Here is a 16,299-nt window from a genome sequence, read left to right on the forward strand (position 1 = left end):
AATGCAGGCCGTGCCTCGGCCCTGCTCGCCTGACGACGCATGCACCCTGCTCCGCTGAACCGCCCGCTCGCCGACCTGCCCCCCGCATGCGAGGTGCTGGTGGTCGGTGCCGGCCCGGCCGGCAGCGCGGCGGCCCGTACGCTGGCACGCGCCGGCGTCGATGTGGTGCTGATCGACCAGCAGGCCTTTCCGCGCGACAAGGTCTGCGGCGACGGCCTGATTCCCGACGCGCACCGTGCGATGGCGAAGCTGGGCGTGCTCGACGAGGTGATGGCGCTCGCGCAGCCGGTGAAGCATCTGCGCTGCATCGCGCCGCGCGGCGGGCGCATCGACGTGCCGGGCACGCTGGCCGTGCTGCCGCGCCGCCAGCTCGACCTGGTGCTGTGCCGTGCCGCGGCGGAGGCCGGCGCACGCATGCATGCGCCGCTGCGCTTCATCGAACCGATCGAGGACGCCGGCCGGGTGGTCGGCGCTCGCCTGCAGGGCCACGACGAGGACCGTGTGCCGCGCGAGATCCGCGCCCGCTGGGTGCTGCTGGCCAGTGGCGCGGTGCCGCAGGCCAGCCTCGCCGCCGGCGTGTGCGACCGCCGCACGCCCAGCGGCGTGGCATTGCGCGGCTACGTCAAGAACGACGCCATGGTTGGCCGCATCACCGAGCTCGAGGTGGCGTGGCATCGCCGGCTCAAGCCCGGCTACGGCTGGATCTTTCCGTGCCGCGACGGTGTGTTCAACATCGGCGTCGGCGTCGCGCAGAGCCATCGACGCGACGCCCTCGGTCGCCACCGCATGCTGGACGTGAACCTGCGCGAGGTCTTCGCGGCCTTCACCGAGGTGCACGCGCCGGCACGCGAACTGATGGAAGGCGGCACGCTGCTCGGCGAGCTGAAGGGGGCGCCCCTGCGCTGCTCGCTCGAGGGCGCGCGCCGCTCACGTCCGGGCCTGCTGGTGACCGGCGAGGCGGCCGGCAGCACCTATGCCCTCACCGGCGAAGGCATCGGCAAGGCACTCGAGACCGGCGTCCTTGCGGCCGAAGCGGTGATCGAAGGCGGGCGACGGTCGCTCGGTGACGATGCCGTGCGCGCCCGCTACGAGGCCGACCTGGCGGCACTGAAGCCGCGCTTCGCGATCTACGAGAAGGCCAGCAGCGTCAACGAGCGCCCCTGGCTCGTCGACCTGCTGGTGTGGAGCGCCCGGCGCAGCCCGCGTCGCCTGCAGCGCATGAGCGGCGTGCTCGAGGAGACACACACGCCCGCCAACCTGGTGACGGCGCGCAGCTTCCTGAGGATGGTGTTCGAGCGCTGAGCCGATGCGGGCCCGGTGGTGTAAAGGCTTCGCATTCGCCCTGACGCCCGTCGCGGGGCTTGCTCGCACGGGCGCCCTGGGCCAAGATGGCTCGCACGGAGTCTTGGTTGTGGAGAAGGGGCCATGGCAAGGAGTGCTGCTGACGCCCGTTACGTGCTGTCGCCTGGCCTGGCGGATGCGCCCGTGCTCGACCGGCTGTGCTCGCAGTTCGTGCTGACGCTGGCGTTGCGACACCTCGGGCGGTTCAACCTGCGGCGCGACTGGAGCGCGCTGCTGTCGCTGACCGGCCGTCACCTGGTGTGGCCGCCCAGCGTGCTGCGGCGGCTGCGCGATTACCTGGGCCAGCGCGTCAAGGCGCACGAGGCCTGGCAGGGCCACGCGGCGCTGAGCGACCTGGCCTTCATCGCCCGCCACGGCGCGTGGCGCGGGCCCTACGAGGAAGGCACGCTGTTCTTCTACATCGACGAGTACGTGAAGGACGCGCCCAAGGACCTGCTGGCGGTGCTGGGCGCCACCGCCGAGTGGCTGCAGCGCAGCGTCAAGAAGGAATCGACGCTGGTGCAGAAGAACATCGATGCGCTGGCCGGCCTGCTGCAGCTCAACCCGGCCGAGCGCGCGCTGCTGCTGTACGGCACGCTGGCGCGCTACCAGCGCGACCTGCGCGGGTTGCTGGTCGAGTTCAAGGTGTCGAGCGCGCAGGAGGCCTACGCGGCGATCGCGCAGGTGGCCGAGGTCGACGAGCGTGAGCTGGCCGAGGCCTTGCGCACCGGCTCGCGGCTCGAGCGCATCGGCATGGTCGAGAACCTGATCTCCGAGCACAACATCACCGACCTGGCCGACCTGATGAAGGTCAGCGAGCAACTGCCGCCGGTGCTGATGCGCGAGTACCAGGGCCCGAGCGACCTGATGGCGGTGTTCACCAAGCCGGCCACGCCCACCGAGCTGACGCTGGGCGACTTCGAATTCGTCGCGGCCGACGCGCAGATGCTGGTGGCGCTGCTGAGGAACGCGGTCGCGCGCCACGAACCCGGCGTCAACGTGCTGCTCTACGGGCCGCCCGGCACCGGCAAGACCGAGCTCGCCAAGGTGGCGGCGCAGGCCGCCGCGCTGGAGCTGTACGAGGTGGAATCGGCCGACCGCGACGGCAACTCGCTGTCGGGCCGCGACCGCTACCGGTCGCTGCAGATGAGCCAGGTGTTCCTGAAGGGCAGCCCGAACGTCGCGCTGCTGTTCGACGAGGTGGAAGACGTGTTCCCGCCACTGTCGAACGACGCCGCGCAGCTGATGGCGCGACTGGAGCAGAGCGACAGCGGCACCTCGAGCTCGGTGGGCGGCAAGGCCTGGGTCAACCAGATTCTCGAGACCAACCCGGTGCCGGTGGTGTGGGTCACCAACCGCATCGAGCAGATCGACCCGGCGTTCCGTCGCCGCTTCCAGTACCACCTGGAGCTGAACTCGCCGCCGCCGGGCGCGCGCGAGGCGATCGTGCAGCGTGCGCTCGAGGGCGTGCAGGCCGCGCCGGAGTTCGTGGCCAAGCTCGCGGGCCGGGCCGGGCTGACGCCGGCGCAAATCCGCACCGCCGTGCGCTTTGCGCGGCTGGCCGGCGGCGACGCGGACGCGGCGAGCGAACCGGTGCCGGCGCAGGTGCTGATCGAGCGGCAGCTCGGCAATGCCGACAAGGCACTGGGCCTGCGCGGGCGCGACACGGCGGCGCGCCCGGCGGTCACACGTTACGACCTGGGGTTGCTCAACGTCGACTCGCGCTTCGAGCTGCCGCGCATCGTCGAGGCGCTCCAGCGCCGTGGCTGCGGCACGCTGTGCCTCTACGGCCCGCCGGGTACCGGCAAGACGGCGCTGGCCGAGCACATCGCCCATGCACTGCAGCGGCCGTTGGTCGCGAAGCGGGCCTCCGACCTGGTGAGCAAGTACGTCGGCGAGACCGAGCAGAACCTCGCGCGCATGTTCGACGAGGCGCAGCGCGAGGGCGCGGTGCTGCTGCTCGACGAGGCCGACAGCTACCTGCGCAGCCGCCAGCGCGCCGAGCGCAACTACGAGGTGACCGAGGTCAACGAGATGCTGCAGGGCATGGAGCGCTTCGGCGGCGTGTTCGTGTGCACCACCAACCTGTTCGACGAGCTCGACGAGGCGGCGCTGCGGCGCTTCTCGTTCAAGATCCGCTTCAAGCCGCTGGAGGCACCGCAGCGCGAGCGCATGTTCGTCGCCGAGGCGCTGGGCGGCGACGCCGCCGCGCTGACCGCGGAGCAGCGCGCCCGGTTGGCCGCGCTGGACGTGCTGACGCCGGGGGACTTCGCGGCGGTGCAGCGGCAGGTCGAGCTGCTGGGCGACGTGTTCGAACCCGACGGCTTCCTGTCGCAGCTGGAGGCCGAGCACCGCGTGAAGCCGGGGGTGCGCGAGCGGCGCGGCATCGGCTTCATGCAGTAGGGGCATCGGTCGGCCTTCCTACAATCGGGGCATGAGTGCCCTGCCCTACACCCGTGCCGCCCAGTTGCCCGAGCTGCTGAAGCAGCGCATCCTGATCCTCGACGGCGCGATGGGCACGATGATCCAGCGCTACAAGCTCGGCGAGGCCGACTACCGCGGCGAGCGCTTCAAGGACCACGGCAAGGACCTGAAGGGCAACAACGAGCTGCTGCAGTTCACGCGGCCCGACGTCATCACCGAGATCCACGAGGGCTACCTCGCGGCCGGCGCCGACCTGATCGAGACCAACACCTTCGGCGCGACCACGATCGCCCAGGAGGACTACGGCCTGGCGCCGCTGGCACGCGAGATGAACGTGGCGGCGTCCCGGCTCGCGCGGGCCGCCTGCGACAAGTTCAGCACGCCGGACAAGCCGCGCTTCGTGGCGGGCGCCTTCGGCCCGACGCCGCGCACCGCGAGCATCAGTCCGGACGTCAACGACCCGGCGGCGCGCAACGTCAGCTTCGACGAGCTGCGGGCCGCGTACTACGAACAGGGCGAGGGGCTGCTCGAGGGTGGGGCCGACCTCTTCCTGGTCGAGACCATCTTCGACACGCTGAACGCCAAGGCGGCGATCTTCGCGATCGACGAGCTGTTCGAGAACACCGGCGAACGCCTGCCGGTCATCATCTCCGGCACCGTCACCGATGCGTCGGGCCGCATTCTCAGTGGCCAGACCGTCAGCGCCTTCTGGCATTCGATACGGCATGCGCATCCGGTGGCCGTGGGGCTGAACTGCGCGCTCGGCGCGACGCTGATGCGGCCCTACATCGAGGAGCTGTGCAAGGCCGCACCCGATACCTTCATTTCCTGCTACCCGAACGCCGGCCTGCCCAATCCGATGAGCGACACCGGCTTCGACGAGACCCCGGCGATCACCGGCGGGCTGGTCGAGGAGTTCGCGCGGGCCGGCTTCCTGAACATCGCCGGCGGTTGCTGCGGCACCACGCCGGACCACATCGCCGAGATCGCCCGGCGCGTCAGCGCCTACCGGCCGCGCGCACGGCAGGAGCGCTGGATCAGCGAGTTGAGCGAAGAGGCCGACGGCGATCTGCAGACGGCCTGACGGCGCGCAGCCGCCGGGCCGTCGCGCACATCGGCCGCATCACTTGCCGGCCGGGCGGTCGCTGACCAGCAGTTCCAGTCCGGCGCCTTCGGCCCGGCCCAGGCCCACGATGCGCGAGATCGGCACGCCGCGGCCCACGAGGTAGTCGCGCACGCTGGCGGCGCGGTCCCGGACGGTCCGGCCCGAGGCCTTGTCGTCGGCCGGGGCGCCGATCTGCAGTTCGGTGGTCGCCGCGTGCGGCTTGAAGCCGGTCGCGAACTGGTCGAGCACCGCGGCCAGCGCCGGCTTGACGGCGGTGCGCTGCGGGTCGAAGGCATGCTTCGTCGGGACCTCGACGCGCAGACGATGGTCGCTGGTGCTGTCGACCACGACCGGCGTGCCCTTGAGCGCGTCCTTGAGACGCAGGCGCTGGGCCTCCAATGCGGGCGACAGGCCGGAGCCGAACAGGCCACCGAAGCCCGAGCTGCCGGAGCCGGGTGTGCCGGGGCCCCCCGGGCGGCTGGCGCAGCCGGCCAGAGCGAGAGCCAGGCAAAGCAGCCCGGCCGTGCAGGAAGGAGCGAAGCGAGAGAGGCGTGTCATGCCGGGCATTGCACCCGGGCCCTGCGTGCCGCACAAGGGGGACGGCCGGACTGCGGAGGGGTATTGGGTGAGGCTTTGTAAACGCGGGCGCGCGTAAAATCGCCGGTGCTCGAGGAGCGTTGCGACGGTCGCCCAAGCTTTGGGAGGACCGCCAGGCTCGGGCCGGCGGCACCGCAAGGGCTGCCCTGCAACGGCGCTCACCCCTCCGCCGACCGGCGGGCTGCGGGTGGGCCGCAGCACCGGCGCGGCGCGTCTTTCGGTGAACTGCCATGTCGACAGCTGCTGCTCCTGATTTCTCGAACGTGCCGCCGATGCGCCTGTCCGGCCTGGAGCCGGTGGCCATCGGCGAGCGCTCGCTGTTCGTCAACATCGGCGAACGCACCAACGTCACCGGCTCCAAGGCCTTCGCGCGGATGATCCTCGGCGGGCAGTTCGAGGAGGCGCTGGCCGTGGCGCGCCAGCAGGTCGAGAACGGCGCGCAGGTGATCGACATCAACATGGACGAGGCCATGCTCGACAGCAAGGCCGCGATGGAGCGCTTCCTGAAGCTCATCGCCTCCGAGCCCGAGATCGCGCGCGTGCCGATCATGATCGACAGCTCGAAGTGGGAGGTGATCGAGGCCGGGCTGAAGTGCATCCAGGGCAAGGGCATCGTCAACTCGATCTCGATGAAGGAAGGCGAGGACGCCTTCCGCCACCAGGCGAAGCTGGTGCGCCGCTACGGCGCCGCCGCCGTGGTGATGGCCTTCGACGAGAAGGGCCAGGCGGATACCTTCGCACGCAAGATCGAGATCTGCGAGCGGGCCTACCGCATCCTCGTCGACGAGGTGGGGTTCGCACCCGAGGACATCATCTTCGACCCCAACATCTTTGCCATTGCGACCGGCATCGAGGAGCACGACAACTACGCGGTCGACTTCATCGAGGCCACGCGCTGGATCAAGCAGCACCTGCCGGGCGCCAAGGTGTCGGGCGGCGTGTCCAACGTGAGCTTCAGCTTCCGCGGCAACGAGCCGGTGCGCGAGGCCATCCACACGGTCTTCCTGTACCACGCGATCCAGGCCGGCATGGACATGGGCATCGTCAACGCCGGCATGGTGGGCGTGTACGACGACCTCGATGCCGAACTGCGCGAGCGCGTCGAGGACGTGGTGCTGAACCGCAAGCCGGCGTACAAGCCAGGCGAAGCGCCGCTGTCGCCGGGCGAGCGACTGATCGAGATCGCCGAGCGCGCCAAGGGCGCGGCCAAGGACGACAGCGCCCGCCTCGCTTGGCGCGCCGGCTCCGTGAACGAGCGGCTCTCGCATGCGCTGATCCACGGCATCACCGACTTCATCGTCGTCGACACCGAGGAGGCCTGGCAGGCGATCCGGGCCGACGGCGGGCGGCCGCTGCACGTGATCGAGGGGCCGCTGATGGCCGGCATGAACGTGGTCGGCGACCTGTTCGGCCAGGGCAAGATGTTCCTGCCGCAAGTGGTGAAGAGCGCGCGCGTGATGAAGCAGGCGGTGGCGCACCTGCTGCCCTACATCGAGGAGGAGAAGAAGGCGCTGATCGACGCCGGCGGCGAGGCCAAGGCCAAGGGCAAGGTGGTGATCGCGACGGTGAAGGGCGACGTGCACGACATCGGCAAGAACATCGTCACCGTGGTGCTCCAGTGCAACAACTTCGAGGTCGTCAACATGGGCGTGATGGTCGCGTGCCAGGACATCCTCGCGAAGGCCAAGGTCGAGGGCGCCGACATCATCGGCCTGTCGGGACTGATCACGCCCAGCCTCGAGGAAATGCAGCACGTGGCCGCCGAGATGCAGCGCGACGACTACTTCCGCGTGAAGAAGATCCCGCTGCTGATCGGCGGTGCCACCTGCAGCCGGGTGCACACCGCGGTCAAGATCGCCCCCAAGTACGAAGGCCCGGTGGTCTACGTGCCCGACGCCTCGCGCAGCGTGGGCGTGTGCAGCGAGCTGCTGAGCGACGAGCGGGCCGCGAAGTACATCGAGGAACTGAAGGTCGACTACGACAAGGTGCGCCTGCAGCACGCGAACAAGAAGGCCACGCCGATGGTCTCGCTGGCCGCGGCACGGGCCAACAAGACCCCGATCGACTGGCACGGCTACGCGCCGCCGCTGCCGAAGTTCGTCGGCCGCCGCGTGTTCCGAAACTACGACCTGGCCGAGCTCGCGCAGCAGATCGACTGGGGCCCGTTCTTCCAGACCTGGGACCTGGCAGGCGCCTTCCCGCAGATCCTGCGCGACGAGGTGGTCGGCGCCGAGGCGCAGCGCGTGATGAGCGACGGCAAGCGCATGCTGCAGCGGCTGATCGAGGGCCGCTGGCTGCAGGCGCACGGCGTGATCGGCCTCTACCCGGCCAACACGGTGAACGACGACGACATCGAGATCTACACCGACGAGACGCGCCGCGAGGTGCTGATGACCTGGCACGGCCTGCGCATGCAGACCGAGCGGCCGGTGGTCGACGGGGTGAAGCGGCCGAACCGCTGTCTGGCCGATTTCGTCGCTCCGAAGGCGAGCGGCCTGGCCGACCACGTGGGCCTGTTCGCGGTGACCGCCGGCCATGGCGTCGACAAGAAGGAGGCGGCCTTCCTGGCCGACCACGACGACTACTCCGCGATCATGCTGAAGGCGCTGGCCGACCGGCTGGCCGAGGCCTTTGCCGAGCGCATGCACCAGCGCGTGCGCACCGATTTCTGGGGCTATGCGGCCGACGAGGCGCTCAGCACCGAACAACTGATCGCCGAGCAGTACCGTGGCATCCGCCCCGCCCCCGGCTATCCGGCCTGTCCCGACCACACCGTGAAGCGCGACATGTTCCGCGTGCTGCAGTGCGAGGAGATCGGCATGACGCTGACCGAGAGCCTGGCGATGACGCCGGCCGCCAGCGTCAGCGGCTTCTACCTCGCGCACCCCGCTGCGGCCTACTTCAATGTCGGCAAGATCGGTGAGGACCAGCTGCGCGACTGGGCGGGCCGGACGCGGCAGGAGCTGGCGCAGGCAGAGCGCGCCCTCGCCCCGCTGATGTAAAGCGCCGTTTAACGGCGCCTTACATCTGATGCATTCGCCGCTGCAACGCGGCACGGTGGCTCGTGTCCAATCGGTCGCCCGAAGGAGGACGATCGATCATGGAAGCAGCATCCCAACAAGCATCTGACAAGACGGCCGGCGGCCTGCCGCGCTGGATGTGGCTGGCTGGCGGCGCGGTCGCGCTGACGATTGCCGGGGTCGCCAGTGCGCTGGCCCTGCAGCAGCGCGCGCAGCCGGCGCCTGCCGCGGCGGCCGTCGCACCTCCCGCCGAGGAGATCGTGTCGCCGGCGCCGAAGCCGACGCGCGGCGTGACCGCCGGCCAGCCGGCTGGCCATGCGTCACCGGCAGCGGCGGCCTGCGCGCAGTGCGGCGTGGTCGAGTCGGTGCAGGCGGTCAAGGTCAAGGGCGAGGCCAGCGGCGTCGGCGCGGTCGCGGGCGGCGTGCTTGGTGGCGTGGTCGGCAACCAGTTCGGCGGCGGCAACGGCCGGACCGCGATGACCGTGCTCGGTGCGGTGGGCGGTGGCGTGGCCGGTCACGAGATCGAGAAGAACGTGAAGGCAAAGACGGTCTACAGCGTGCGCGTGCGCATGGACGACGGAAGCTTGCGCACGCTGCAGCAGTCGCAGGCGCCGGCGGTCGGTGCGCGGGTCAAGGTCGACGGATCGACACTGCGCGCCGCCTGAGCGCGCGCGTCGAACAAAAGGGCACCGTTCGTTCAGCCTGTCGCCAGCACGCGGCGGTACTGGATCGCCTCGGCCACGTGGCCGACACCGATGCGCTCGGCGCCGGCCAGGTCGGCGATGGTGCGTGCCACCCGCAACAGGCGGTGCTGCCCGCGGGCCGACCAACCGAGTCGCAAGGACGTGGCCTGCATGAACTGCGCCGCACCGGGCTCGATCGCCACGTGCGTGTCGATGCCGTTGCTGTCGAGGCATGCGTTGCTGCAGCCCTGGCGCCGGTGCTGCCTTTCGCGCGCTCGTGCGGCACGTTCGGCGACAGCCTCGCTCGGGTCGCCGTCGGGAAGGGCCGACAGGGCCTCGGGGCCGACCGCCGGCACCTCCACCTGCAAGTCGATGCGGTCGAGCAGCGGGCCGCTGATGCGGCCCTGGTAACGAGCCACGACGTCGCTGGAGCAGCGGCAGGTTCTCAGCGTGGAGCCGGCGTGGCCGCAAGGGCAGGGGTTCATCGCCGCGATCAGCTGGAAGCGCGCGGGGAACTCGGCCTGGCGCGCCGCGCGCGAGATCGTGATGCGACCTGTTTCCAATGGCTCACGCAGTGCCTCCAGCGCGGCGCGAGGAAACTCCGGCCACTCGTCGAGGAACAGCACGCCGTGATGGGCCAGCGAAATCTCGCCCGGCCGCGGTGGTGATCCGCCGCCGACCAGCGCGGCCGCGGAAGCACTGTGGTGCGGGGCGCGCAGCACGCGCTCGCGCCAGCGACCGGCATCGAAGCGTCCCACCAGGCTCAGCACGGCTGCGGACTCCAGTGCCTGTTCGTCGCTCAACGGTGGCAGCAGGCCAGCGAAGCGCTGCGCCAGCATCGACTTGCCCGCGCCCGGTGGACCGACCAGCAGCACGCTGTGCTGGCCCGCCGCGGCGACCTCGAGCGCTCGCTTGGCGGCGGCTTGCCCCTTCACGTCGCGCAGCTCGCCCCACCGAGGTGCCGTCGGCGGACGCGGCCAGGGCATGGCCGCCGGCAGGGGCTGCGCTGCGCCGCCGGGCAGCAGGGCACTGACCACGTCGAGCAGGTGCTTGGCGGAGCGCACCTGCAGTCCTTCGATCAAGGCGGCCTCGCGCGCACTCGGGTCCGGCAGCACCAGCGGGCGCTCCCGGCCCTCATGTCGCGCGGCCAGCGCCATCGCCAGTGCACCCCGCACCGGCCGCAGGTCGCCAGCGAGCGACAACTCTCCGGCGAACTCCAGATCGGCCAGTCGCCCGGCATCGATCTGGCCGCTGGCGGCCAGGATGCCCAGCGCGATCGGCAGGTCGAAGCGGCCCGACTCCTTGGGCAGATCGGCCGGCGCCAGATTGACCGTGATGCGCTGGTTGTGGGGAAACGCCAGGCCGCTGTTCAGCAGTGCGGCACGGACCCGCTCACGCGCCTCCTTGACTTCGGTGTCGGCCAGACCGACGAGCGTGAAGCTCGGCAGGCCGTTCGCCAGATGCACCTCGACGGTGACTTCGGGGGCATCGAGCCCATCGAGAGCACGGCTGTGGACAACGGCGAGCGACATGTCCGATCGATCATGGCATTGCACCGCCACCACCACGAGCCCACCGAAGGGTGGGTGGCTCGCACTTTGGCACCGCGGGGGTGCCAAAAGTTGCAGACATCCCTGTTTTGGGGCGTTGCCGATACAAGCGTCCCTGGTTCGGCTCGCGACTCCCTGTTATGGCGCAGTGGCACAGAACCTGCTGAGTCGTCGTCCGTGCTCTGAACCGAGACCTTGTAACCGTCCCGTCCACCCAAGGAGAACGCCATGAAGATGGTGACTGCCATTGTCAAGCCCTTCAAGCTTGACGAAGTTCGTGAGGCCTTGAGCGCTATCGGCGTTCAGGGCATCACGGTGACCGAAGTCAAAGGCTTCGGCCGCCAAAAGGGCCACACCGAGCTGTATCGCGGTGCGGAGTACGTCGTCGACTTCCTGCCCAAGGTCAAGATCGAGGCAGCCGTCGATGACGCCATCGTCGACCGCGTGATCGAAGCCATCGAGGCCTCGGCCCGCACCGGCAAGATCGGTGACGGCAAGGTCTTCGTCACCAACCTCGAGCAGGTGATCCGCATCCGCACCGGCGAAACCGGCAAGGACGCGCTCTGAGCGCTTTCAACAGGAACGAGTCAAACATGAGAAAGCTCATTGCCTCCCTCGCCACGTCGTTGGCGCTCGGCGTTGCGGTCCTCGGGTTCGCCGACGTCGCGATGGCCCAGGAAGCTGCATCGGCGCCCGCCGCTGCCGCAGTCGTCGAAGCGGCCGCCGCCGCTGCCCCTGCCGCCGAAGCTTCGGCACCCGAAGCGGCTCCGGCTGCCGCCGCGCCCGTGCCCAACAAGGGCGACGTCGCGTGGATGCTGGTGTCCACGCTGCTGGTCATCATGATGTCGATCCCCGGCCTGGCGCTGTTCTACGGCGGCCTGGTGCGCAGCAAGAACATGCTGTCGGTGCTGATGCAGGTCTTCGTGGTGTTCTCGCTGATCAGCGTGCTGTGGTTCATCTACGGCTACAGCCTGGCGTTCACCGAAGGCAATGCCTACATCGGTGGCTTCGACCGGCTGTTCCTGAAGGGCGTGTTCGACCCCGTCACCGGCGCGTTCGCGATGGGCGCCACCTTCAGCAAGGGCGTGGTCATTCCCGAGATCGTGTTCGTCGCCTTCCAGGCCACGTTCGCGGCCATCACCTGCGGCCTGATCGTCGGCGCCTTCGCCGAGCGCATCAAGTTCAGCGCGGTGCTGCTGTTCGTCACGCTGTGGTTCACCTTCAGCTACACGCCGATTGCCCACATGGTGTGGTACTGGATGGGTCCGGACGCCTACACCGGCAAGGAAGTGGTTGATGCCATGAACGGCAAGGCCGGCCAGATCTGGCAGTGGGGTGCGCTGGACTTCGCTGGCGGCACTGTGGTGCACATCAACGCCGCCGTCGCGGGCCTGGTCGGTGCCTACATGGTCGGCAAGCGCATCGGCTACGGCAAGGAAGCCTTCACGCCGCACTCGCTGACGCTGACGATGGTCGGTGCCTCGCTGCTGTGGGTGGGCTGGTTCGGCTTCAACGCGGGCTCCGCGCTCGAAGCCGGCAACAGCGCCGCGCTGGCCTTCCTGAACACCTTCTCGGCCACGGCCTGCGCCGTGCTGGCCTGGTGCGTCGGTGAGTCGCTGTTCAAGGGCAAGGCCTCGATGCTGGGTGCTGCCTCGGGTGCGGTGGCCGGCCTGGTGGCCATCACGCCGGCAGCCGGCAACGTCGGCATCGTCGGCGCCATGGTGATCGGCCTCGTCGCCGGCTTCGCCTGCCTGTGGGGTGTCAGCGGCCTGAAGAAGCTGCTCGGCGCGGACGATTCGCTCGACGTGTTCGGCGTCCATGGCGTCGGCGGCATCGTCGGTGCGCTGCTGACCGGCGTGTTCAACTCGCCGGCCCTGGGCGGCCCGGGCTACGTGACCGACTGGGTCACCGCCAGCGTCATCTCGGCGGCCGACTACTCGATCGCCTCGCAGGTGTGGATCCAGGCCAAGGCCGTGCTGCTGACCATCGTCTGGTCGGGCGTGGTCTCGGTGGTGGCCTACAAGATCACCGACCTGGTGATCGGCCTGCGCGTCAGCGAGGATGCCGAGCGCGAGGGCCTCGACATCACCTCGCACGGCGAGACCGCGTACCACAAGTGATTTCTCCGTGAGTTGCCCCGTGCCGGCCCACGCCGGCCGGGGCTTGCAGCCAGGCCGCCCTCGGGCGGCCTTTTTTATGGCCGGACTTGCAAGCAGCGCGCGAACCGCCACCTGCCTAGAATCCCGTTTCCGGTTACGCCAAAGGCTTGCTCCATGGTCCCCCACCTCATTACCGCCCTGAACGGACCGATCAACGAGCTGGAGCAGCGCATCCTCGAGTCCATGCCGGCGATCGAGCGCTGGTTCCGTCTCGAGTGGATGGAGCACACGCCGCCGTTCTACAGCTCCGTGGACGTGCGCAACGCCGGCTTCAAGCTGGCGCCGGTCGACACCAACCTCTACCCTGGCGGTTTCAACAACCTCACGCCCGAGATGCTGCCGCTGGCGGTGCAGGCGGCGATGGCGGCGATCGAGAAGATCTGCCCCGAGGCGAAGAACCTGCTGCTGATCCCCGAGAAGCACACCCGCAACACCTTCTACCTGATGAACGTGCAGCGGCTGGTGCAGATCTTCGGCGCCGCCGGCCTGAACGTGCGCCTGGGCACGCTGGACGACAGCATCACCGAGCCGACGCGCCTGGCGCTGCCCGACGGCTCCGAACTGACGCTCGAGCCGCTGCTGCGCAGCAAGCGTCGCCTGGGGTTGAAGGATTTCGACCCGTGCACCATCCTGCTCAACAACGACCTGTCCGCGGGCATCCCGAAGGTGCTCGAAGGCCTGCACGAGCAATACCTGCTGCCGCCGCTGCACGCTGGCTGGGCGGTGCGGCGCAAGAGCCAGCATTTCCAGGCCTACGAGGAAGTGGCCAAGAAATTCGCCAAGCTGCTGGGCATGGACCCGTGGCTGATCAACCCGATGTTCGCCAAGTGCGGCAAGGTCAACTTCCAGGACGGCACCGGCCAGGAGTGCGTGCAGAGCCATGCCGACGCGCTGCTCGGCAAGATCCGCCGCAAGTACAAGGAATACGGCATTCAGGAGAAGCCGTTCGTCATCGTCAAGGCCGATGCCGGCACCTACGGCATGGGCATCATGACGGTGCGCGACGCCAAGGATCTGGACGAGCTCAACCGCAAGGCGCGCAACAAGATGAGCGTCATCAAGGACGGCCAGGAGGTCTCCGAGGTGATCATCCAGGAGGGCGTGCCGACCTACGAACGCATGAACGACGCCGTGGCCGAGCCGGTGGTCTACATGATCGACCGCTACGTGGTCGGCGGCTTCTACCGCGTGCACGCCGAGCGGGGCATCGACGAGAACCTCAATTCGCCGGGGGCGAGCTTCGTGCCGCTGGCCTTCGCCGAGAGCCACCATCTGCCGCGGCCGGGCGAGAAGCCCGGTGCCAGCGCCCCGAACCGCTTCTACATGTACGGCGTGATCGGACGGCTGGCGATGCTGGGCGCCAGCTACGAACTCGAAGCGACCGACCCCGACGCCGAGGTCTACGAGTAGCGCGCGCCGGCCTCGCACCGGGGGTGAGATCGCGTTGCTGCGGTGCAACAAGTCGACGCATCCAAGCCCCGGGGCGCAGCGCAGAATGGGGGCCCTCGCCGACCCCGCGCCCATTTCGTGCACTCCCGATCCTCCGACCCGCCGACCGGCTCCAAGCTGGCGGCCCTGACCCTCGGCGCCGTCGGCGTCGTTTACGGCGACATCGGGACCAGTCCGCTGTATGCGTTGAAGGAGGTCTTCGCGCACGGGCGCATCGACATCACACCGGACAACATCTACGGCATCCTGTCGCTGGTCGTGTGGACGCTGACGGTCATCGTCTCGCTCAAGTACGTGCTGCTGATCCTGCGCGCCGACAACAACGGCGAAGGCGGCCTGATCGCGATGCTGGCGCTGGCCTCCACGGCCGTGAAGGAACGGCCCGTGCTGCGCCGGAGATTGCTGATCCTCGGTGTGTTCGGCACGGCGATCTTCTTCGGCGATGGCGTGATCACGCCCGCCATCTCGGTGCTGTCGGCAGTGGAAGGTCTGGAGGTCGCCGCGCCCGGGTTGCACCGCTACGTGGTGCCGGTGACGCTGGTGGTCCTGACGCTGCTGTTCGCCGCGCAGCGCTTCGGCACCGGCGGCATCGGCAAGTTCTTCGGGCCGGTGACGGCCGTGTGGTTCATCGTGCTGGCGCTGCTCGGCGTGGCGCACATCGTCGAGAACCCGGCGGTGCTGGCCGCGCTGAGCCCGCACTACGCTCTCGCCTTCATGTGGCAGCACCCCGGCACGGCCTTCGTCTCGCTCGGCGCGGTGGTGCTGTGTGTGACCGGGGCCGAGGCGTTGTATGCGGACATGGGCCACTTCGGCAAGCGGCCGATCCGCCTCGCGTGGTTCAGCCTCGTGATGCCGGCGCTGATGATCAACTACTTCGGCCAGGGCGCGATGCTGCTGCAACGGCCGGAGACGGTGAAGAATCCGTTCTACGAGATGGCCCCCGAGTGGGCGCTCTACCCTCTGATCGTGCTGGCCACGCTGGCGACGGTGATCGCCTCGCAGGCGCTGATCACGGCCGCGTTCTCGGTCACCAAACAAGCGATCCAGCTCGGCTACTTCCCGCGCCTGCGGGTCACCCACACCTCGGTCAAGGAGACCGGGCAGATCTACGTGCCGTTCGTGAACTGGGGGCTTTACACCTGCATCGTGCTGGCGGTCGTGACCTTCGGCTCCAGCAGCAAGCTGGCCTCGGCCTACGGCATCGCGGTGACCACCGACATGCTGATCACCACGACGATGACCTTCTTCGTGATCCGCTACAGCTGGAAGTACCCATGGGCGCTGTGCGTCGCCGCGACCGGCTTCTTCTTTCTGGTCGATGCGATGTTCTTCGCGGCCAACGCGATCAAGATCCTCGACGGCGGCTGGTTCCCGCTGGCCATCGGGGCGGCGATGTTCACGCTGATGATGACCTGGAAACAGGGGCGCCGGCTGATGAGCGAGCGCCTGCGTGAGGAGGCGATCGACCTGAAGAGCTTCCTGGAGTCGGTGTTCATCAGCCCGCCGACGCGGGTTCAGGGCACGGCGGTGTTCCTGGCGGCCGAGCAGGGCAGCACGCCGAACGCGCTGCTGCACAACCTCAAGCACAACAAGGTGCTGCACGAGCAGAACCTGTTCGTCACCGTCAGGCACCATGAGGTGCCGTGGATCCCGTTCAGCAAGCGCTGCGAGATCGAGTCGCTGGGCCACTGCTGTTGGCAGGTGACGCTGAATTTCGGCTTCAAGAACGAGCCCGACGTGCCCGAGGCGTTGGCGCTGCTGCGGGGCCGTGGCGTGCAGCTCGACGACATGGAGACCAGCTATTTCCTGTCGCGCGACATCGTCATCCCGACCATCGGCAAGGGCATGGCCATCTGGCGCGAGAAGCTGTTCTGCAGCATGCACCGCAACGCGGCGGCGGCGGCTGACTTCCTGAACCTGCCGACCAACCGCGTCGTGGAGCTGGGCTCGAAGGTCGAGATCTGAGCGGGC

The 16,299-nt window shown here is 69.0% G+C and carries 11 protein-coding genes and 1 riboswitch; of the genes, 9 read left to right on the top strand and 2 right to left on the bottom strand.

From position 1 onward, the window contains the following. Nucleotides 1-39: 39 nt before the first annotated feature. The 3 genes from C1M51_RS10070 to C1M51_RS10080 all read left to right on the top strand — a co-directional run bounded on the left by C1M51_RS10070 (nucleotide 40) and on the right by C1M51_RS10080 (nucleotide 4,849). A complete protein-coding gene (locus C1M51_RS10070) occupies nucleotides 40-1,302 on the top strand; it encodes an NAD(P)/FAD-dependent oxidoreductase (RefSeq protein WP_129449484.1) in 1,263 nt (420 codons plus the stop codon). A gap of 123 nt (nucleotides 1,303-1,425) precedes the next feature. Beyond that, complete coding sequence (locus tag C1M51_RS10075) at nucleotides 1,426-3,744, top strand: AAA family ATPase (RefSeq protein ID WP_129449486.1); 2,319 nt, start codon at nucleotides 1,426-1,428, stop codon at nucleotides 3,742-3,744. Between the two features lie 31 nt (nucleotides 3,745-3,775). Then, entirely contained in the window at nucleotides 3,776-4,849 is a 1,074-nt protein-coding gene (locus tag C1M51_RS10080) for a homocysteine S-methyltransferase family protein (RefSeq protein WP_129449488.1), read from the top strand. 39 nt (nucleotides 4,850-4,888) lie between these two features. On the opposite strand, the gene C1M51_RS10085 is transcribed toward C1M51_RS10080, so the two are convergent. After that, on the bottom strand, nucleotides 4,889-5,428 hold the full coding sequence (locus tag C1M51_RS10085; protein WP_129449490.1) for a hypothetical protein: 540 nt from the start codon (nucleotides 5,426-5,428) through the stop codon (nucleotides 4,889-4,891). Between the two features lie 105 nt (nucleotides 5,429-5,533). Beyond that, nucleotides 5,534-5,634: riboswitch (S-adenosyl-L-homocysteine riboswitch) on the top strand. A gap of 63 nt (nucleotides 5,635-5,697) precedes the next feature. On the opposite strand from C1M51_RS10085, the gene metH reads away from it, so the two are divergent. Both metH and C1M51_RS10095 read left to right on the top strand, forming a co-directional pair. Continuing rightward, a complete protein-coding gene (gene metH / locus C1M51_RS10090) occupies nucleotides 5,698-8,469 on the top strand; it encodes a methionine synthase (RefSeq protein ID WP_129449492.1) in 2,772 nt (923 codons plus the stop codon). A 98-nt stretch (nucleotides 8,470-8,567) separates the two neighbouring features. After that, nucleotides 8,568-9,152: a glycine zipper 2TM domain-containing protein gene (locus C1M51_RS10095; protein ID WP_129449494.1), complete on the top strand. Its 585-nt coding sequence runs from the start codon at nucleotides 8,568-8,570 to the stop codon at nucleotides 9,150-9,152. A 32-nt stretch (nucleotides 9,153-9,184) separates the two neighbouring features. On the opposite strand, the gene C1M51_RS10100 is transcribed toward C1M51_RS10095, so the two are convergent. Continuing rightward, a complete protein-coding gene (locus C1M51_RS10100; RefSeq protein WP_129449496.1) occupies nucleotides 9,185-10,702 on the bottom strand; it encodes a YifB family Mg chelatase-like AAA ATPase in 1,518 nt (505 codons plus the stop codon). Between the two features lie 246 nt (nucleotides 10,703-10,948). Between C1M51_RS10100 and C1M51_RS10105 the strand changes: the two genes are divergently transcribed. The 4 genes from C1M51_RS10105 to C1M51_RS10120 all read left to right on the top strand — a co-directional run bounded on the left by C1M51_RS10105 (nucleotide 10,949) and on the right by C1M51_RS10120 (nucleotide 16,293). Beyond that, nucleotides 10,949-11,287, top strand: coding sequence for a P-II family nitrogen regulator (locus tag C1M51_RS10105; protein WP_011827772.1), 339 nt, complete (start codon nucleotides 10,949-10,951; stop codon nucleotides 11,285-11,287). A 26-nt stretch (nucleotides 11,288-11,313) separates the two neighbouring features. Next, entirely contained in the window at nucleotides 11,314-12,840 is a 1,527-nt protein-coding gene (locus C1M51_RS10110; RefSeq protein ID WP_129449498.1) for an ammonium transporter, read from the top strand. Between the two features lie 153 nt (nucleotides 12,841-12,993). Continuing rightward, nucleotides 12,994-14,289 (top strand): glutamate--cysteine ligase, encoded by a 1,296-nt coding sequence (gshA, locus tag C1M51_RS10115; RefSeq protein WP_011827774.1) that lies wholly within the window; start codon nucleotides 12,994-12,996, stop codon nucleotides 14,287-14,289. Nucleotides 14,290-14,406: 117 nt separating this feature from the next. Beyond that, entirely contained in the window at nucleotides 14,407-16,293 is a 1,887-nt protein-coding gene (locus C1M51_RS10120) for a potassium transporter Kup (protein WP_129449499.1), read from the top strand. Nucleotides 16,294-16,299 lie beyond the last annotated feature (6 nt).

The organism is Methylibium sp. Pch-M, from assembly GCF_004136295.1.
Taxonomy (GTDB): Bacteria; Pseudomonadota; Gammaproteobacteria; order Burkholderiales; family Burkholderiaceae_C; genus Methylibium; species Methylibium petroleiphilum.